18 protein-coding genes are annotated in these 18,145 nt (G+C 45.7%); 2 read left to right on the top strand and 16 right to left on the bottom strand.

Translation table 11 applies throughout. The features are described 5' to 3' along the window. Positions 1–232: 232 nt before the first annotated feature. Positions 233–922, bottom strand: a complete 690-nt coding sequence (locus H6G03_RS14780) for a sugar transferase (RefSeq protein WP_206756629.1) — start codon at positions 920–922, stop codon at positions 233–235. Positions 923–1,345: 423 nt separating this feature from the next. Between H6G03_RS14780 and H6G03_RS14775 the strand changes: the two genes are divergently transcribed. Then, positions 1,346–1,588, top strand: a complete 243-nt coding sequence (locus H6G03_RS14775; protein WP_190465142.1) for a hypothetical protein — start codon at positions 1,346–1,348, stop codon at positions 1,586–1,588. 59 nt (positions 1,589–1,647) lie between these two features. After that, on the top strand, positions 1,648–2,073 hold the full coding sequence (locus tag H6G03_RS14770) for a hypothetical protein (protein WP_190465126.1): 426 nt from the start codon (positions 1,648–1,650) through the stop codon (positions 2,071–2,073). A gap of 132 nt (positions 2,074–2,205) precedes the next feature. On the opposite strand, the gene H6G03_RS14765 is transcribed toward H6G03_RS14770, so the two are convergent. The 15 genes from H6G03_RS14765 to H6G03_RS14695 all read right to left on the bottom strand — a co-directional run bounded on the left by H6G03_RS14765 (position 2,206) and on the right by H6G03_RS14695 (position 18,114). Then, positions 2,206–2,637, bottom strand: coding sequence for an RAD23 family protein (locus H6G03_RS14765; RefSeq protein ID WP_190465125.1), 432 nt, complete (start codon positions 2,635–2,637; stop codon positions 2,206–2,208). A gap of 369 nt (positions 2,638–3,006) precedes the next feature. After that, positions 3,007–4,236, bottom strand: a complete 1,230-nt coding sequence (gene purT, locus H6G03_RS14760) for a formate-dependent phosphoribosylglycinamide formyltransferase (protein WP_190465124.1) — start codon at positions 4,234–4,236, stop codon at positions 3,007–3,009. A 471-nt stretch (positions 4,237–4,707) separates the two neighbouring features. Further along, on the bottom strand, positions 4,708–5,655 hold the full coding sequence (locus H6G03_RS14755; RefSeq protein WP_190465123.1) for a F0F1 ATP synthase subunit gamma: 948 nt from the start codon (positions 5,653–5,655) through the stop codon (positions 4,708–4,710). An 82-nt stretch (positions 5,656–5,737) separates the two neighbouring features. Further along, positions 5,738–7,258 (bottom strand): F0F1 ATP synthase subunit alpha, encoded by a 1,521-nt coding sequence (gene atpA, locus H6G03_RS14750; RefSeq protein ID WP_190465122.1) that lies wholly within the window; start codon positions 7,256–7,258, stop codon positions 5,738–5,740. 109 nt (positions 7,259–7,367) lie between these two features. After that, the gene (atpH, locus tag H6G03_RS14745; RefSeq protein ID WP_190465121.1) at positions 7,368–7,922 is read right to left on the bottom strand and encodes an ATP synthase F1 subunit delta; all 555 of its coding nucleotides are present in this window, start codon (positions 7,920–7,922) and stop codon (positions 7,368–7,370) included. Beyond that, positions 7,919–8,482: a F0F1 ATP synthase subunit B gene (locus H6G03_RS14740; protein ID WP_190465120.1), complete on the bottom strand. Its 564-nt coding sequence runs from the start codon at positions 8,480–8,482 to the stop codon at positions 7,919–7,921. Before H6G03_RS14740 ends, atpH begins: the two co-directional genes overlap by 4 nt. A 365-nt stretch (positions 8,483–8,847) precedes the next feature. Continuing rightward, positions 8,848–9,282, bottom strand: a complete 435-nt coding sequence (locus H6G03_RS14735) for a F0F1 ATP synthase subunit B' (protein ID WP_190465119.1) — start codon at positions 9,280–9,282, stop codon at positions 8,848–8,850. Positions 9,283–9,424: 142 nt separating this feature from the next. After that, complete coding sequence (gene atpE / locus H6G03_RS14730; RefSeq protein ID WP_190465118.1) at positions 9,425–9,670, bottom strand: ATP synthase F0 subunit C; 246 nt, start codon at positions 9,668–9,670, stop codon at positions 9,425–9,427. Positions 9,671–9,847: 177 nt separating this feature from the next. After that, complete coding sequence (gene atpB, locus H6G03_RS14725) at positions 9,848–10,609, bottom strand: F0F1 ATP synthase subunit A (protein ID WP_190465117.1); 762 nt, start codon at positions 10,607–10,609, stop codon at positions 9,848–9,850. A 61-nt stretch (positions 10,610–10,670) separates the two neighbouring features. Further along, positions 10,671–11,108 carry an ATP synthase subunit I gene (locus tag H6G03_RS14720; RefSeq protein ID WP_322111910.1) on the bottom strand — a complete coding sequence of 146 codons (438 nt, stop codon included), beginning with the start codon at positions 11,106–11,108 and terminating at the stop codon, positions 10,671–10,673. 276 nt (positions 11,109–11,384) lie between these two features. Then, complete coding sequence (locus H6G03_RS14715) at positions 11,385–13,727, bottom strand: response regulator (RefSeq protein WP_190465116.1); 2,343 nt, start codon at positions 13,725–13,727, stop codon at positions 11,385–11,387. Between the two features lie 113 nt (positions 13,728–13,840). Further along, complete coding sequence (locus H6G03_RS14710; protein ID WP_190465115.1) at positions 13,841–16,237, bottom strand: ATP-binding protein; 2,397 nt, start codon at positions 16,235–16,237, stop codon at positions 13,841–13,843. A gap of 85 nt (positions 16,238–16,322) precedes the next feature. Beyond that, on the bottom strand, positions 16,323–17,327 hold the full coding sequence (locus tag H6G03_RS14705) for an ATP-binding SpoIIE family protein phosphatase (RefSeq protein ID WP_190465114.1): 1,005 nt from the start codon (positions 17,325–17,327) through the stop codon (positions 16,323–16,325). 6 nt (positions 17,328–17,333) lie between these two features. After that, positions 17,334–17,732, bottom strand: coding sequence for an anti-sigma regulatory factor (locus H6G03_RS14700; RefSeq protein ID WP_190465140.1), 399 nt, complete (start codon positions 17,730–17,732; stop codon positions 17,334–17,336). Next, on the bottom strand, positions 17,719–18,114 hold the full coding sequence (locus H6G03_RS14695; RefSeq protein ID WP_190465113.1) for an STAS domain-containing protein: 396 nt from the start codon (positions 18,112–18,114) through the stop codon (positions 17,719–17,721). The genes H6G03_RS14700 and H6G03_RS14695 overlap by 14 nt, the downstream gene beginning before the upstream one ends. Positions 18,115–18,145: the final 31 nt, after the last annotated feature.

Raw genomic sequence — 18,145 nt, 5'->3', positions numbered from 1 at the left:
GAGTGTCAAAATCAAGCCAGACAAATTATTTTGAGCTAAATCAACAATAAAGCAAGAAAAAATCTGGGCTGGTCTCCTCAGTACCCAGATTTGCGGGAGTTTTTACTGCACGCTTGGCAATGGCATCAGAAACGGCACAAATAAAAGTTAAAAGTCAAAAGTCAAAAGTCAAAAGTCAAAAATATTTTTGGCCTTCGTTTCCAGGCTGTGTCTGGAAATACTTTTGTCTTATTTAACAAGCGCCTTTCCGAGCAAGCACAACTTTGATAGTCTTGAGAATTAACGCGATGTCGTACAAAGGAGTCCAAATTGTTTGATAGCGTAGGTCTAGCAGAACGATGTCTTCAAAATCCTTGACCGAAGAACGACCGTTAACCTGCCATTCACCTGTCAAACCAGGCTTAACGTTTAATCTGCGCCAATGATGCTCGTTGTAATGAGCGACTTCATCAAAGGTGGGCGGTCTAGTACCAACCAAACTCATTTCACCTACCAACACGTTCCAAAATTGCGGCAGTTCGTCTAGACTTGTTTTGCGTAAAAAACGGCCTACTCTGGTGACGCGGGGGTCGTTTTCATTTTTAAAGATTAGCCCTTTAGCTTCATTCTTAATCTGCGATTTCAGGGCTTCGGCATTTGTGACCATCGAGCGAAACTTACGGAGCTTAAAAGCTTGACCCCGCAGCCCGCAGCGGTATTGGGTGTAAAATATAGGGCCGGGACTATCAAGTTTTATTGCGATCGCGATCGGCACAAAAACCACTGCCAGGATCAGTAAACCTACTGTACTGCCCACTATATCCAGTAAACGTTTAAAAATGGATCTAGCCGAAGGATGTACGTAGTAATGCACCGGAAAAGATACGGATGTAGATATTGCTGAAGGAATAACGCTCGGAGACAGTACTGGATGGCTCATCATAACGGGTTCCTAAATAAGACAACCGTAAAATCACTTAGATTCGATCCAAATCGTATAGTTACTTTTTCGGAAGCGACACGATCGGCAGCCCCAATTTGCTAAATCTTCATCGATTCCGCTCATATTGCCAGCTTTTGTAAAGTTATTGTGAAGTTTGTCCGTATAAATCAGGATTCTACTTAAAAGGGGAGGCACGTTCTTTGAGTACCTCTACGGATTGAGGAAGAGGGGGCTGGAAGAGTCAAAAGCCAAAAGTCAAAATTTCCCTCTACCCCTCTGCCCTCTCCCTGCAAAGGTTGGCAATTCGCTTGTAGAGTCAGCTAAACTACAGCCACATCCGATCGGTGGCAAGTAAGGTGAGTTAAGAAAGGGTTGTGAGGAGTGGAAGTCAGAATCAGTCGTTTGGAGTCCATTTTTGAGCAGATGGCAGAAACTGTAATCGCTACAAGCGAGACAGTTGACCGTCTGACTGAGCGGATAGATGCTCTATCGTATCAAGCGCAGGAACAAGCTAAACAAGTGGAACAGCAAGGTTATCAGATTTTAGCGCTGGGTAATGCGCTGCAAACTCTAGCGGAAAATCAAGAGCAGTCGCTAGAACAACTGGCGTATCTTACGGATGCTTTAGAGCGCTTGATGGCGAAGATGGGCGAAAGCAGGAGCTAGAACGGATTTATTTAAATTTGCTCTCAAAAACTTTGCAGAAACGCTTTAGGAGATCGGGGATGCGCTTTTCTCGGTATGCTGTCATCCTTCCGCATACTGTCGCGATCGGTTGTCTGGTTGTTAGTTGCGGTGAAAGTAAAGTTACTCAGTGCAATAAGCTCAGCAATATAATCAATCAGGCTGACGCAGTTACCAAAGATGCCAAGACAGGTAAACCGTCAGCATTGATTAAGGCAGCTGTTGAGCTTGACAAGGTGGCTCTTAGTCTCAAAGCAATCGAAGTTAAGGATGAGAAACTACAAGGTATGCGATCGAGCTTTGCGATCATGTATCGCGATATCGGCAAATCTTTCCGAAAAATAGCTGGTGCTATCCAAAGGCAAGATGCACAAGCCATAAAGTCAGGGCTTAAATTTTTGACCCAGGTGAGGAAAAAAGATAAAGCTTTAGTCGAAGAGATCAATAGTTATTGCGCTCATAAGTAATTTCAGGCAGCCTATCCTCACAAAAACTGCTTTGCACCCTCATGAAAGTAGGAACGGCGATCGCATAGGCTGCGCCGGGACTTCTACTTTGTTTAATCAACCTCACACCACTGTTTTTCCAGCGAATTATACTCAACTTTGAGGAATTACCGTTCTATCTAACTGAAGCTGTTGCCTTAACTCTGGATTTTGTTTGAATATTTCTATTAGCTGCGGATTATCTTCGAGCAGCTGTTGCACTACTTGGGGATTTTTTTTCAATTCGTGAAGTAACTGCGGATTCCGTTGTAAAAACCTTTGGATTAGCACTTGCATCAACTGCGGATTTACTTGTGAAAGCTGTAGCACTCGCTGAACCATCTGGGGATTCTGTTGCATTTGCAACAAAAATTTTTGCACCTCGGTTGAATTTTGTGCAACAGTTTGAGCCAGTAAAGCAGAATTTGAGTTTCGCTGTAAGCTTTCTGGTTTGACACTTACATCAGCTTGGCTTTGAGTTGCTGTAAATCCCCAGATAGTTGCTGCCATTATTGTAGAGGCAGCTATTAAGTTAAAGGGCTTCACGATTGTTGATTCCTCTGAAAAAAGTTGAGTGTCAGGATTGTACAACTTTTAAGTTGCGATCGCCGAACATTTTTTAATAAAACGTGTTCCTAATATTTTCGCTCTCAAGACTGAGGAAAAATCATAAAATTTGTTAAAGCTGGCGCTTGCAGTCTCTTCAATAATAGGATGAGGAATCTTGGGCTTGTGCAGATGCCGCCTTGGCACTGAGGAATTTACGCAAACCAAACAGGGAGACGACCTCAACTTTCGTGCAATGGATTGAGATGCACCAAAAATAGCCAGCCTATGCAATTTTGTTCTTGTGGAGGCGATCGCATTCGAGCCACAATATTTCAGATAAAAATTGTCACCTGAATGCGATATAACTTACAAATTTGCAGATGGCAAAACTTTCACTTTATAGGCACATTCTTTCGCTCTTTGTCTAGCTTCTTCGACGGTTTCACCAAGCGCCAATGCTACACCCATGCGACGATTTTTGCGAGTTGTTGGTTTACCGAATAACCTTAATTTACTTGTGGGCACTTTTAAGGCTTCATTTATTCCGGTAAAGTGGGGATTATCTCCTGTTTCGTCAGCCAAAATTACCGCAGAAGCACCAGTTTTAATCAACTCTATATTGCCAATTGGCAAACCCGTAATCGCCCGGACGTGCAATTCAAATTCGGACATATTTTGGCTAATCATTGTCACCATACCAGTATCGTGGGGACGCGGGCTGACTTCGCTAAAATAAACTGTTTGCTTCCCATTCGGATCGCCAGCAATAAATAATTCAACGCCAAATATGCCCCAACCGCCTAAAGCTTCGGTAATTTTGTGCGCGATTTCTTGACACTGAAGGAGAGTATCTGGATTTAATATACAAGGTTGCCAAGATTCTCGATAATCACCGCTAACTTGAATATGTCCGATCGCAGGACAAAAAGACGTACCTTCGATCGATCGCACGGTCAGCAAAGTAATTTCGGTGTCGAATTCCACAAATCCTTCCACAATTACCCGTTGCTTCTGGGTACGTCCGCCAGTTTGGGCGTATTCCCAAGCAGGTGCAATTTCATCTTCCGTGCGAATGATACTTTGACCTTTTCCAGAAGAACTCATCACTGGTTTTACCACACAAGGCAAACCCAATTGCGCGATCGCATTTCGATATTCTTCTTCTGTATCGGCGAAACGATATGGCGAAGTTCGCAAACTTAATTCTTCTGCTGCTAAGCGACGAATGCCTTCGCGGTTCATCGTCAGATTGGTGGCGCGTGCGGTGGGAATCACCCGCCAACCTTCTTTTTCCAATTCTACGAGAGTTTCAGTGGCGATCGCTTCAATTTCCGGTACGATTAAATCCGGTTTCTCCAAATCCACCAAAAAGCGCAGTTTAGCATCGGAAAGCATATCGATGACGTGGGCGCGGTGGGCAACTTGCATTGCAGGCGCATTGCTGTAATAATCTGCCGCAATCACCTCCAAACCGAATCGCATCGCTTCGATCGCAACTTCTTTACCCAATTCTCCCGCACCTAACAGGAGTAAACGCTGAACTCCCTTTTGTAAAGGTGTTCCCCAAATTTGAGTTTTTCGATCTGCTTCTGACATGAGAGGAGGAACTTTAAACCAGCTTTTTGATGATAGTACAAATATCGTACTGTTACAAAAACCTCGCCTCCCCAGAATCCGCAGGTTAGTTGACTATTCAGAATTCTTCATAATAAGGTGGATAATTTAAAGAATTGTGATTGCCCCAAGCGTATAAAGCTTTAACATCTTCCCGGTTATCAGCCAAAACCTCTTCTAATTCTTCATAAGTCCATTTGCTGTAATGAACTATTTTTTCTAAAATAAAATCTATTGAACGCCGGGTAAATACATCTTCTAAAATCCGTTCTAAACCTGTTTCAGCAAAAAAAGCTAGTCAAACGAGAGCTTTAACGTTGCGAATAATTAGCGCTTCATAAGTAAGATATAATCCGTAATCGCTAAAAAACTCAAAACCTATAACCGATCGCAAAAAAAAGCACCTGGGATTCCAGGCGCTGTTAACCAGGGGGTGGAAAGTTGAAGATACTCCTAACCTAGAGCTTCGGCACCAGCCACAACTTCCAACAATTCTTGCGTGATTGATGCCTGCCGTGCTTTATTGTACGACAGGGTGAGCGAACCAATCAATTCGGTGGCGTTGTCGCTGGCATTGTTCATCGCCGTCATCCTAGCGGCGAGTTCGCTGGCAGCGGACTCTTGCAGCGCCCGCAACAATTGGTTATTCAGGTATAATGGCAGCAGCGCATCCAGAATTTGGACAGGATCTTGCTCAAACAGCATATCTCTGGGGAAACTGCGGACTTCGGTGCTGACTTTCTGCCGCTGCACCTCGAAATCACCACCTTTGGTGGTGAGGCGGAAAATCTCATCATCTGAAGATTCCAAACCTTGAGGGTCGAGGGGAAGCAGGGTTTGAATGACCGGTCGAGAGCTGATCAGAGATACAAACTTGGTGTAAACCAACTCAACTCTATCCACCGACTCGGAAAGGAACAAAGATAGCAGTTCGTCGGCAATTTGAGAAGCTTCCGCCGCCGAGGGAATTTGTTCCAATCCGGAGAATGTAGCGCTAATAGGTTGGTTGCGACGTTGGAAATACTGAACCGCTTTGCGTCCTACCAGGATAAACTTGTAGTCGCGGCCTTCTGCTTTGAGTTCCTTCGCACGGTTTTCGGCCCGACGGATGACGTTGGTGTTGTAAGCGCCGCACAAACCGCGATCGCCTGTAACTACCAACAGACCTACCGATCGTACTTCTCTTTGTCTGAGTAGGGGAAGGTTCGCTTCTTCAAACCGCAAGCGAGATTGCAAACCGTAGAGAACTTGAGCCAAAGCATCGGCGAAGGGGCGAGTGGCAATTACTTGCTCTTGGGCGCGACGCACCTTAGCTGCTGCCACTAACCGCATTGCTTCTGTGATTTTTTTGGTGTTTTTGACCGACTTAATGCGATCGCGAATTATTTTTAGATTTGCCATAATCCCTTTTTAGATTTTAAATTTTAGATTTTAGATTTTGGATTTTGGATTGAATCTAAAATCCAAAATCCAAAATCCAAAATTACTTGGCTGTTGCCAGGAAGGTCTTCTTAGCTTCGACGATCGCTTCCTTCAGCAGCTTTTCTGCTTCATCACCCAGCTTCTTCTCAGTTTGAATCAGCTCGATATACTTCGGCTTGCTGGTTTTCAAATATTCCCGTAGAGACCGGGCAAAAGGAGCGACCTGTTCTACAGCCAGGTCATCCAAATAGCCATTCAAACCAGCGTACACAACTGCCACTTGTTCGGCAACTGACAGCGGCGAATATTGAGGTTGCTTCAAGAGTTCGCGCAAGCGCTGACCCCGGGACAGCTGGTCTTGAGTAGCCTTATCCAAATCGGAAGCAAACTGAGCGAAAGCTGCCAAATCATCAAACTGTGCCAGTTCCAGCTTCAGTTTACCAGCCACCTGTTTCATAGCCTTAGTTTGAGCGGCTGAACCTACCCGCGATACCGAGATACCTGGGTTAACTGCCGGACGCAAGCCAGAGTTGAACAGGTCGGAAGTCAAGAAGATCTGACCGTCGGTGATGGAAATCACGTTTGTGGGGATGTAGGCAGATACGTCACCTGCTTGAGTTTCGATGATCGGCAGTGCGGTCATACTGCCTTCGCCCAGATCGTTACTCAACTTAGCGGCGCGTTCCAACAAACGGGAGTGGAGGTAGAACACATCTCCGGGATAAGCTTCCCGTCCTGGCGGACGACGCAGCAACAGGGACATTTGACGATAAGCTTGGGCTTGCTTGGACAAGTCGTCGTAAATGATCAGGGTGTGCTTGCCTTTGTACATAAAGTACTCGGCCATGCTGGCACCGGTGTAGGGAGCGAGGTATTGCAGAGTGGCGGGGTCGTTGGCGTTAGCGGCAACCACAATGGTATAATCCATTGCTCCTCTCTCTTGGAGGACGTTGACCACGTTGGCGACTGTGGAAGCTTTTTGACCGATCGCAACGTAAACGCAGATCACGTTTTCGCTCTTTTGGTTGATGATCGTGTCAACTGCGATCGAAGTTTTACCGGTTTGACGGTCGCCGATAATCAGCTCGCGCTGACCGCGACCGATGGGAATCATCGCGTCAATAGCGGTAATCCCAGTTTGCATGGGTTCGTAAACCGATCGACGAGCGACGATACCGGGTGCGGGAGATTCGATCAAGCGGCTTTCCGATGTGTGGATTTCTCCTTTCCCGTCGAGCGGACGACCGAGCGCATCCACCACGCGACCGATCAAAGCGTCTCCCACCGGCACTTGAGCGATTTTGCCGGTAGCTTTTACCGAGCTGCCTTCTTGCAGGTTGCGACCTTCGCCCATCAATACCGCACCAACGTTGTCTTCTTCCAAGTTGAGCGCGATGCCGATCGTGCCGTCTTCAAACTCTACCAGTTCGCCTGCCATTACTTTGTCCAGGCCATAAATCCGGGCAATGCCGTCGCCCACTTGCAGCACGGTACCAACGTTAGAAACTTGAACTTCTGTACCGTATTGCTGAATTTGCTGGCTAATAATGCTGCTAATTTCGTCTGGTCTGATGCTGATCATTTTTGTTGTCAGTTGTTGCTAGTTAATAGTTGGGTAATCTCAAATTTCAGATTCCAGATTGCCGATTGCCTTCCAATCCAAAATCCAAAATCTCAAATCTAAAATTGACTTATCCTGCACTCAGGCGCATTCCGATGCGACGAAGTTGTCCTCGCAAACTGGCATCCAGCACTTGCGACCCTACTTTGATGATGACACCACCAATTAAATCGCGATCGATTTCCGTCTTCAATTCAACTTGCTGGGCACCGGAGAGGGCTTTTACCCGCTCGACGATCGCTTGTCGCTGTGCTTCTGAAAGTTCGACAGCTGAGGTTACTTCTGCCAACGCTGTTTGCTTAATTTGGCGCAGCAGATCTTGGAAATGTTCGCAAATTCCCTGCAAAAACATGATGCGTCGCCGATCTACGAGCAGCTTCAAAATATTCATCGTGTATGGATGAACTTGCTCGCCCACCAACTGTTGCAACACGGCTTTTTTCGCTTCTGCTTCTATGATGGGATTTGACAGAAAATCCCCCAGTTCTGGAGAGCTTTGGAGGAGACTCAACAAGCCGCTGACATCTTCTCCAATCTTATCTACTTGGTTATGGGATTGCGCGACAGACATCAACGCCTCGGCATAAGGCTCCAATACTTCAGCGCTAATTAAACTGCCCTTCACGATCCACCTCCTACGCTGGCGATGCTGCGGTCAATTAATCTTTGTTGAGCGGATTCATCTAAAATTGATTGCAGCTGATTTTCAACTCGCTGCATAGCTAATGCTGCTACGCGCTGGCGCAGTTCTGCATTTGCTCGCTCTACTTCTGTTTGCAATTCTTGGCCAGCTGTTTTCTTTAAGTTTTCCACATCTTGCGCTGCCTGAGCCAGAATTGCTTCTTTGGCTTTTTGAGCGCTTTCTTCTGCTGATTTCCTAATTCTTTCTGCTTCCGCTTGCGCCTGAGCTAATTTCTGCTGTTGATCTGCTAAAGCTTCAGCTGCTTGCCGTTGCCGTTGCTCTGCTTCTGTAATTGCCTCAGCAATTCTGGAGCGTCTTTCTGATAATGTTTGGGTCAATATTTTGCGCCCAAAATAAAACAGTACGCCAATCAGAATAGCAAGGTTGATCAGGTTGGCTTCGAGGATGTCAAAGTTTATGCCAAAACCACCTTCTTCAGCTGCATGAGCCATCTCAGCACCTGCTGAGTGAGCCTCTGCGGCCAGTAATAACAAAGTTCCCATGATACCGCTCCTAAAAATCCCCTCAGATCGTGACTAAGCCATGTTGACCGAACACGCAGGTCGAGCAGCGCTACCCACGATTAAATTACAGGTATCTCGCCTGCAAATCATAAGTGTTTTACTTTTTATCCTCTGGTGTTAAATAAGCCTTGCCCCAGCAGTACCTGCCGATCGCAAAGGCCGATCGGACAACCACAGGATAAATTGGGAGTGAATCATGATATATAGGTGCATAAATATCATGATTTTTCGCCTGCACTTACAAGGCTATTCGCACTTTTGCGGCTGAGTATTCTAATAGTTTGCATTTTCCGCTAAGGGCCTATTTCTATAGGCGCAAACGGTGACAGAACAAGGGTGTAGATCTATCTGTTGACCAATTCAGGCCCCAAGATTTTTTCGAGAATCTGACGACTCAGAGCATCTACTCTTTGCTCGAGTTCTTGCATAGCTGCTTGCTTTTGCTCGTCTATTTCCTGCTGAGCTTTTACTCGTTGAGCCGCAGCTTCTTCTTGAGCTTCAGCAATTTTCTGAGCGGCGATTTTCTTAGCATCGTCCTGAGCTTGCGCGATCGCATTTTGAGCTTGCCTGCGAGCATTCGCTAGCTGTTCCTCATATTGCTTGGCCAACATCTCAGCTTTAGCCAAGCGTTCGCGAGCTTCAGCTTCGTTGGTGCGGATATAGTTATCGCGATCGTCTAATGCCTTGGTCAGCGGTTTATAGAAAATCGCGTTCAACACAACCGCCAACAGTAGAAACTGCACTGCCATCAAAGGCAACGTGGCGTCGAAGTCAAACATTTTTTACAGTATCTAACAACTACTGGACTGAAGTTGGCGATTGGGTAATTTTAAATCTCAGATTTCAGATTTTAGATTTATTTCAATCTAAAATCTAAAATCTAAAATCTAAAATTCCCGATTTGCCAACTCAAAACTTTTCTTAAGCGAATGGGTTAGCAAACAGCAGCACCAGGGCAATTACCAGACCGTAAATGGTGAGGGATTCCATGAATGCCAGAGTTAACAGCAGAGTACCGCGAATTTTGCCTTCAGCTTCAGGTTGACGAGCAATACCTTCCACAGCTTGACCTGCCGCATTACCTTGACCGATACCAGGGCCAATAGCAGCCAAACCAATTGCTAGAGCAGCAGCTAAAACGGAAGCAGCAGCAATCAATGGATCCATGATTTTTTACTTACCTTGACTACAAAACAAACGATTTTGGGTTTTCGATTTGGCGCGAATTGGATTTGAGATTTTTTACTTAATCCAAAACACCAAATTCATCAACTGAGGATATTTTGTCAGATGCGAGAAAAGGAGAATGAATAATTCTATTCTTCCTTATTTCTGCAATCTTTCCTAATGAGAATGATCCTCATGCTCTTCACCACCATGCCCTTCCATCGCCTCGTGAATGTAGGCGGCTGCTAAGGTGGCAAATACTAGGGCTTGAATTGCGCTAGTAAACAAACCTAACGCCATCACTGGCAGCGGTACAAACAGAGGAACTAGGAGTACCAGCACGGCTACTACCAGTTCATCCGCCAGAATGTTCCCGAATAGACGGAAGCTGAGGGAAAGGGGCTTGGTGAAATCTTCTAGAATCGCGATCGGCAATAAAACCGGTGTCGGCTCAATATACTTCTTAAAGTACCCTAAACCGCGCTTACTAAAACCAGCGTAAAAATACGCCAGTGAAGTTAGTAATGCCAAGGCTACTGTGGTATTGATGTCATTAGTGGGGGCAGCTAGCTCTCCTTCTGGTAACTTTATCAGCTTCCAGGGAATTAAAGCTCCCGACCAATTCGACACGAAGATAAACAAAAACAACGTGCCAATAAAGGGCACCCAAGGACGGTACTCTTTTTCTCCCAACTGGTTTTTAGCCAAATCCCGAATAAATTCCAGGGCGTATTCCATAAAATTTTGTATGCCGCTGGGAATTCTCTGGATGTTCTTAGTAGCCGCTAGAGAAGCTAGCACCAGAAGACCGATAACAAACCAGGAGGTGAGAAAAACTTGCCCATGCACTTTCAGATTGCCCAACTCCCAGTAGAAGTGATGTCCTACTTCCAATGAGGCAAGTGTAAAACAATTAAAGGGATTTAAGACACTGAGCATTTTTCCGTTCAGGAAGTTTTCCCAAGATACGAGTTTGGGGATGATTCCCAGCGTATCTGACTTATTTGGAGTCAGAAGGCAGGGTTGTTCGCACTGTATAGATGATGAGCGCGGCTTTGTATGTCAGAAATCCCAAAAATATGGGGATAACGTGTAGCTGACGCCATTGAGTTGCTATTATAATCAACCCAATAAACAGGGCGAACCGAGTTTTGCTCAGACGCTGTTTCTCGTTGCCAAGTCGCTCAACATCTTTAGCCAACATTCTCAAGTAAACCACACCTGTGCACGCCCCAATCAAATAGTTTAGGGCAATGTTGAGGTTGTAAAAAATCCACACAGAAATAAAAATAATCCCTGTGCAAGCTAGGGTAGCTACGAGCAACTCTTGTTGCAGGCTGTAGTATTCCTGCATTGATTCGCTGGGTTTTGATTTCGGCGAATCGGGTTGCAGAACTTCCCCATTTGTGCTGGTGGGTTGATGAGATGAGTCTGACAAGGTTCGGGGACTTGCAAATCAGTCCGACAAATTGACTTGGCTTCGATCAGCCAAAACAAATCATATCACGTTGAAGTAACAATACTTAAAATAAAATTAATCTTCGAGTTGGTGATGGGTAGGGGCTAGGGGCTAGGGGCTAGGGGTTAGGGGCTAGGGGTTAGGGGCTAGGGGAAAGAGGGAAGAGGGAAAGAGGGAAAAGGGAGAAATTTTGAATCATAGACTTTCCCTAGCCCCTAATCCCTAATCCCTAACCCCTTTTTGACTTTTGACTTTTCAAAGTCTTCCGGCCAAGTTAGCGACGGCGGCGGCTAACTCCGCTGGTTCGACAGGCTTGGGGATGTGGATCTGGAAACCTTCTAAGAGCGATCGCGTCCGATCCTCAGTTCTAGCATAAGCGGTCAGCGCCGCTGCGGGAATGCGTCCCCCTTGTTCGGGCGAGAGCGTTCTCACTTTGCGGATTAAACTGTAGCCGTCTTCATCCGGCATCCCGATATCGCTGACGAGGATATGCGGTTTCGACTTTTGAATAAACTCGAATGCCTCCCTGACCGATGAAGCTACGGTTACTTTAGCACCGCATTCTTCCAGTACTGTGGCCAAAAACAGCCGCGTGTCGGCGTCATCATCTACCACAAGTACCTGCAAACCGTTGAGAACTGGAGGGTTATCAAAAGGTAGGACGGGTTCGACTTTGGATATCCTCTCTTGTTCGCTGCTTGCTTGTGAGCGCATCGGCATAATGGGAAGTCTGACGGTGAATGTTGCTCCCATACCATCTCCTTTGCTTTCGGCATGAACTGTTCCGCCGTGCAGTTCCACCAAATGGCGTACAATAGCCAAACCGAGGCCGAGTCCGCTGTATTGCCTAGTCATCGAACTATCTGCTTGACGAAAGCGATCGAAAACATAAGGTACAAAATCCGGGCTGATACCTTTTCCCGTATCTTTGACAGTAATTTCAACCTGAGAATTATCTCGTTTTAGTCGAACCTCAACTCGTCCGCCGTTGGGTGTAAATTTAATCGCATTCGATAATAAGTTCCAAATTACCTGCTGCAAGCGGTCTGAATCCCCGGCAACCAAGCCAGTTGCAGGATCGAGAACCCGCTCGAGTAAAATTTCCTTAGCTTCGGCTGCTGGGCGTACCGTATCCAGAACCGATCCGATAATCGCAGTAAGTTCGACCGGACGGACATTTAAACGCAGCTTACCCTGAATAATCCGCGAAACATCTAGCAGGTCGTCAACCAATTGTGCCTGTGTCCTGGCAGTGCGCTCGATAATATCCATCGCCTTTTTTGTGGTTGACTCATCAAACCTGCGGCTGTTGAGCAACTGAGCCCATCCCAACATAGCATTTAGAGGCGATCGCAATTCGTGGGAAAGCGTAGCCAAAAACTCATCCTTCATCCGGTTTGCAGCTTCTGCTTCAGCGCGTGCGTGCTGTTCCCGGGCAAGCAACAGGGCCCGTTCGTCTTCAGTGCGTTTGCGTTCCGTAAAATCGCGCATAATTTTGGCAAAACCGCGCAACTGTCCCGTCTCATCTCGTAAAGGCGTAGCAATGCCACTCCCCCAAAAGCGGCTGCTGTCCTTTCGCAAGTGCCAGCGTTCGTTCTCGGCGCGACCTTCCCTAATTGCTTTTTCCAGCTCGTGCTTGTCCGCGCCGCTTTTGAGGTCTTCAGGTGTAAAAATAATCGAGCCGGATTTTCCGACAATTTCTGCTTCTTTATAACCTAATATACCTTCTGCACCAGCACTCCATCTCGTAACGCAGCCGTCGGTATCCAGGAAGAAAATAGCGTAATCTTCTACATTTTCCAACAACATCCGAAACCGTTCTTCGCTTGATTTGAGGGCTGATTCGGCGCGAATTCGCTGGGTGATGTCAGCCACAATATATACAGCACCTTTAAAAGCTTTTAATCGATCGAATACTGGATCTGCGGTGATGGAAAACCATCGCTCTTGAAACTGTACCTGTGCGTTCTCTCGGCACCGAGTTTGTCGAACGCGAGTGAAGGAAGTTTCTTCCATACTTCCCAAGATACTCTCCAATATTTCTTGATGGAAGCGATCGCTAATTTCGGTTTCCGGTTTTCCCAAAAGCTGGGACATCGCTTTGTTGCAGCGCCGCACTTTTCCTTCCGCATCTAGCAAACAAACTCCATCGCTAATGGCATCAAAAGTAGTTTGCCATTCTTTCGCCAAAGCCAATGCGGACTCTTCTGCCTCTCGGATACGGAGCAATGCTTTAATGGTAGCTAGCAATTCGATCGGCTCTACCGGCTGAGCTAAATAACCATCCGCACCGCCTTCTAAACCTTGTGCCTTATCCTCGCTTTTCACAAAGCTAGCAGATAGATGCAGCACGGGAATAAAAGATGTAGCAGGATTAGTTTTGATCCGGCGGCAGACTTCAAATCCGTCTATATCTGGAAGCCTCACATCAAGAATAACTAAGTCGGGTTGTTCCTCTCCTACTGAGCGCAGTGCAGATGCTCCCGTGCCAGCTTCTTCCACCTCAAATCCAGCACTGCGAAGGGTTCGAGCAACTACATAACGATTGGTTTCGTTATCATCTACGTGCAATATTTTAATTTGATGATTCTGAGGCATAATCGTATTGGTAATTGGCAATTTGGGCAAAGGCAATCATTTAACATTTGGCGTTTTTATTGGCCGTTATATCTCGCTCATCATGACTAAATTTAATTATCAATTCTCCTAAACTAATAATTCTTTACAACTATTCCAGCTAAAGTAAGTGCTTCTCGGAAAGAAGCGATTGTCTGTTCGTGGGATAAATTTTCTTTAGACAAAATTGCTATTACACGACTGTCTAAATAACTTATTTCTTCTTCTACGAGATGTTTGGAAGTATTAATAATTACAGGAATATTTTTGGTATCGGGATTGCTTTTTAGTTGCTCTAGAACCTCAAAACCGTTCATGTCTGGCATCACCAAATCTAGAAAAATGCAAGCGGGATGTTCCACTTGCGCCAGATGGATGCCACTAGAACCGGAATCTGCTTCAATGACGATCGGAAATGGTAAGCTCGCTGGCTCAGTTAGCGAAAGACACCCTACAGATTGAGAACTGGGATAACTATCAACTAAAAACTCGCAATTTGCTACTTTTCCATCTCTAACTGCTTCGTGCAAAATTTCCTTGAGGAGATAGCGGGCTATTTCATTATCATCAACAACTAACAACTTCTGCTGTTTATCTGCTTCGATCAGGGCGTTTATTTTGTTCAAAAGCAACAGACGCTCCACTGGTTTTTTAAGGAACGCATCTGCTCCTAAAGCCAGACATTTACGCTCGTTATCAACAGCTGTTATCGCACAAATTGGGATATCTTGAATTGCCGATTTGCTCTTGATTTCCGAGATAAAATCCCAGGCATTTTCTTTTTCTTCTTTTAAAACTATATCTAAAATTACGGCTTTTGGTTTAAAAAATTTAAGTGCATATCGCGCTTCTTTCAGCGATTGTGTTGCAATAAGTTGATAAATAGATTTTTCAAAATACTTTTGATAAGTAAAAAGTGTTTCTTCGTTATCTTCGATCGCCAGTATAGGAGAACACATCGAATTTAATTGCCAATTCGTATTGGCTGCTGATTCTCTTTCTGTCCCATTTCCGTAAACCAGAGGTATCGTAGCGAAAAATGTGGAACCTACACCGAGTTCGCTCTCGACCGATACACTACCTCCCAATAATTCAGCTAATCTGCGCGATAGCGATAGCCCGAGACCAGTTCCTTTAACGTGCTTTTGAATGTAAGAATCAACTTGAATAAATTCCTCAAAAATTCGCTCTCTATCTTTGAGCGCAATCCCAATACCGGTATCCGTTACAGAAAATACTACATTATTGCCATTTCTTACTGCTTTAACGATAACTTCACCTTTTTCAGTATATTTCAGAGCATTAGAAATAAAATTTCTGAGAATTTGGGCTACTTTCGCTTCATCGGTGTGAAGGGTAGGAATATCCTTCGGTTCTTCAATTATTAATGAAATAGAAGAATTATAACTCAGAAGAGGACGCAGCATTCCCCGTAAAGTTGCGAATAAATCTCTTACTTCAAATTCACTCGTATGAACGACAATCTTTCCGGCTTCAACTTTGGCCAAATCCAATAAATCGTTAACTAAATCTAAGAGACTTTCTGCTGACTTGCGGATGAATATGACCTGCTTTTCTTGTTCGGCAGATAATTCACCATCTAAACGATCGAGCAGCATTCTAGACAGAGACAAGATCGAATTAAGCGGTGTGCGAAATTCGTGGCTCATGTTCGACAAAAAGTGTGTTTTGAGTTCGTTCGCTCGCTGTAAAAATTCGGCTTTCTCATCTAGCTCTGCATACAGAGCAACAACACCGCGATTGGTTTCTTCCAATTCCCGGTTGATCTGATTCAACTCTTCTTGACGCTTTCTTAATTCCTCTAAAGTCCTAATCAACTCTTGATTTTGACGCTTAATTTCTTCAAAGAGTTGGCTCGTGGGGCGGCTTAAAAATTTTGTTTCTCCAGAAACAGAAAATGAATTTTCTGGATATTTTGTTGCTAATTGCTGTGTAATCTCCGCCAAGCGTTTTGCTGTAAGTATAGCGGCTCTTTTTGGTAAATTCTTGCCCATCACCACTTTAGTGCCATCATCGGGCGAAGATTCGATCTCAAAGCGATCCATTAACCGCTTGCTACCAACGATACCTAATCCCATACCAGTTTGGGATTTGTAGTTTCCGTCTAAAATTTGTTTAATGTTGGGGATTCCCGTTCCTTTATCTTCAACAGAAATCAGCAGCACTTGCTCGCGCTTAGGTAAGCCTTTTAAGGCTTCTGAACTGACTTTTGGGGCGGCAATATTTAATTGTGCCTCAGAACTATATTGAAAAGACGCAGCTATTGGAGGCGCATGACCCTCCACCCAAAATTCAACCTTTCCGCCTTTGGCGTATTGAAAACAGTTGCGGGCAATTTCAGATACTGCGGTGGCAATGCGCGTCTGATCTTGGGAGTCAAATCCCAAAGCTTGTGCAATTTCTCGCGCTAGCTGACGTGACATTACCACATCTTGTTCGGAGCGTATTTCTATAGTTAGGAGAGTAGTCATTGCCGGGATAGATGTGAGATTTAGGGTTTTAGGTTTCAATTAAAAAATTAAATTTCCAATCTAAAATTTGAAATTTAAAATTAATTTAATTCTCTTTGGCGATTAGGACTGTTACATCGTCGCGTCCCCGGTTGAAATCGCGGTACAAAACTCCGGCGATCGAACTGGGATGTTTCGCTACTAAACCAGGATAGCGATCTAAACGCCACTGTGTCCCTAAACCATCAGAGTGCATTAGTAAAAGCCCTCCTTTTGGCCACTGATAGACAAACTCTTGGATTTTGCGAACTTCGTGTCCGACCGTACCGTTGTGGGAAACCATACTGTAGCGACCAGAATCAGAAATAACGCTGCCAGAGATGTTTCCCACCCCTGCAAAACGAAGGCTTTGTTCTGCCAAGTCCAGCTGAGCGATCGCTATGGCAGCGCCCCGCGTACTTTTGAGGGCTTGATGAGCGGCTTCTATAATTCCTGCCGGACTTTTGTCGGCATTTTCTCGAAAAATTTCGATCGCTTTTAAAGACGCTTGGGCTGCCAGAGGGCCGTGGCCTAAACCATCCGAGACTAGGAGCAGAGTGCGATCTTGGTATTGTTCGATCGCCCAAGCATCACCGGAAACCTCCTCACCTGTTTTTGGCAGACACACTACACCTATTTCTATATTGCTGTTTGGTGAGCTGGTGGGTATAGGCGTCGCCCAAAGATGACTTAATAAAACCGTGCCGACATTGGGAACAGAATGAATATCAAAAAAAGCAGAAAGGCGAATAATTGCGCCCAAACCATTGCCAGGAGTGCCTGCCGTCGAATAACCATCCCGCAGGCACTGTCCGACATCAATCATTCCCGGCCCTTTATCTAGGGCTAAAATTTCGATACCGACAATGTTATTTTTTGTGAGGGAACGCAGCAGCAGCTGACCTTCCCTAGCGTGGCGAACCAAGTTATTGGCTATCTCGGTAACTACGATGCCTACTTTTCCTCTTTCGGTTTCGTCAAAGCCGAGACGACTGGCTAAGCTCATCGCGATCCGTCGCGCATCACCAGCCTGACTGGACTCTAGGATCGACAAGGCGACGGGATCGCTCATAATTGATTACTTCCACTTTGTAATAGTGATGCGGGTGCCTTCTCCCACACGGGAAAAGATATCGAATTCGTTGACCAGTCGCTTGGAACCGCTTAACCCCATACCGAGTCCGCCTCCGGTGGTAAAGCCGTCTTTGAGCGCCAGTTCGATATCGGGAATACCTGGCCCGGAGTCTTCAAAAGTCAGACGCAGACCGCGACGGCTTTCTTGTTGCAGCGCTTCCAGTTTAACGGTGCCGCCACCGCCATAGTCGAGCGTGTTGCGTGCCAGTTCGCTTGCTGCCGTGACGATCTTAGTCTGGTCTACAAGGCTGAAACCTAATTCTACAGCCCATTTTCGCACAGCTTGCCTTACCAGCACGATATCTGAGGAGGAGTTGATGCCCATAACTTCATGCCCCTGCATCACCATTTATGTTTCCCCCTAGAGAATCTCCTAACGATGCTCGCAGGAGAGCCATACCTTTTTCCACATTTAAGGCAGTGCGAATGCCTTTGAGGGAGAGCCCCAATTCCACTAGAGTGATGGCTACAGCTGGCTGCATTCCGACAACAACCGTTTCGGCATCGAGTATGCGGGACATTTTGGCAATATTTCCCAGTACTCGCCCAATGAACGAATCCACGATCTCCAGTGCCGAAATATCGATCAGTACACCGCGAGCGTTTGTCTGGGTGATGCGGTTGGTCAGGTCGTCTTGTAAAGTCATCGCTAGACGATCGTGCATATCTACTTGAATGGTCACAAGGAGAAATTCGCCCATTTGCAGTATGGGGATGCGTTCCATAATACTTTTTTACTCCTCAAATAGCGGACTG

This window comes from Aerosakkonema funiforme FACHB-1375 (assembly GCF_014696265.1).
Classification (GTDB): Bacteria; Cyanobacteriota; Cyanobacteriia; order Cyanobacteriales; family Aerosakkonemataceae; genus Aerosakkonema; species Aerosakkonema funiforme_A.
Note: the sequence above shows the minus strand (reverse complement) of the source record. Positions and strands in the feature narration are given on the sequence as shown.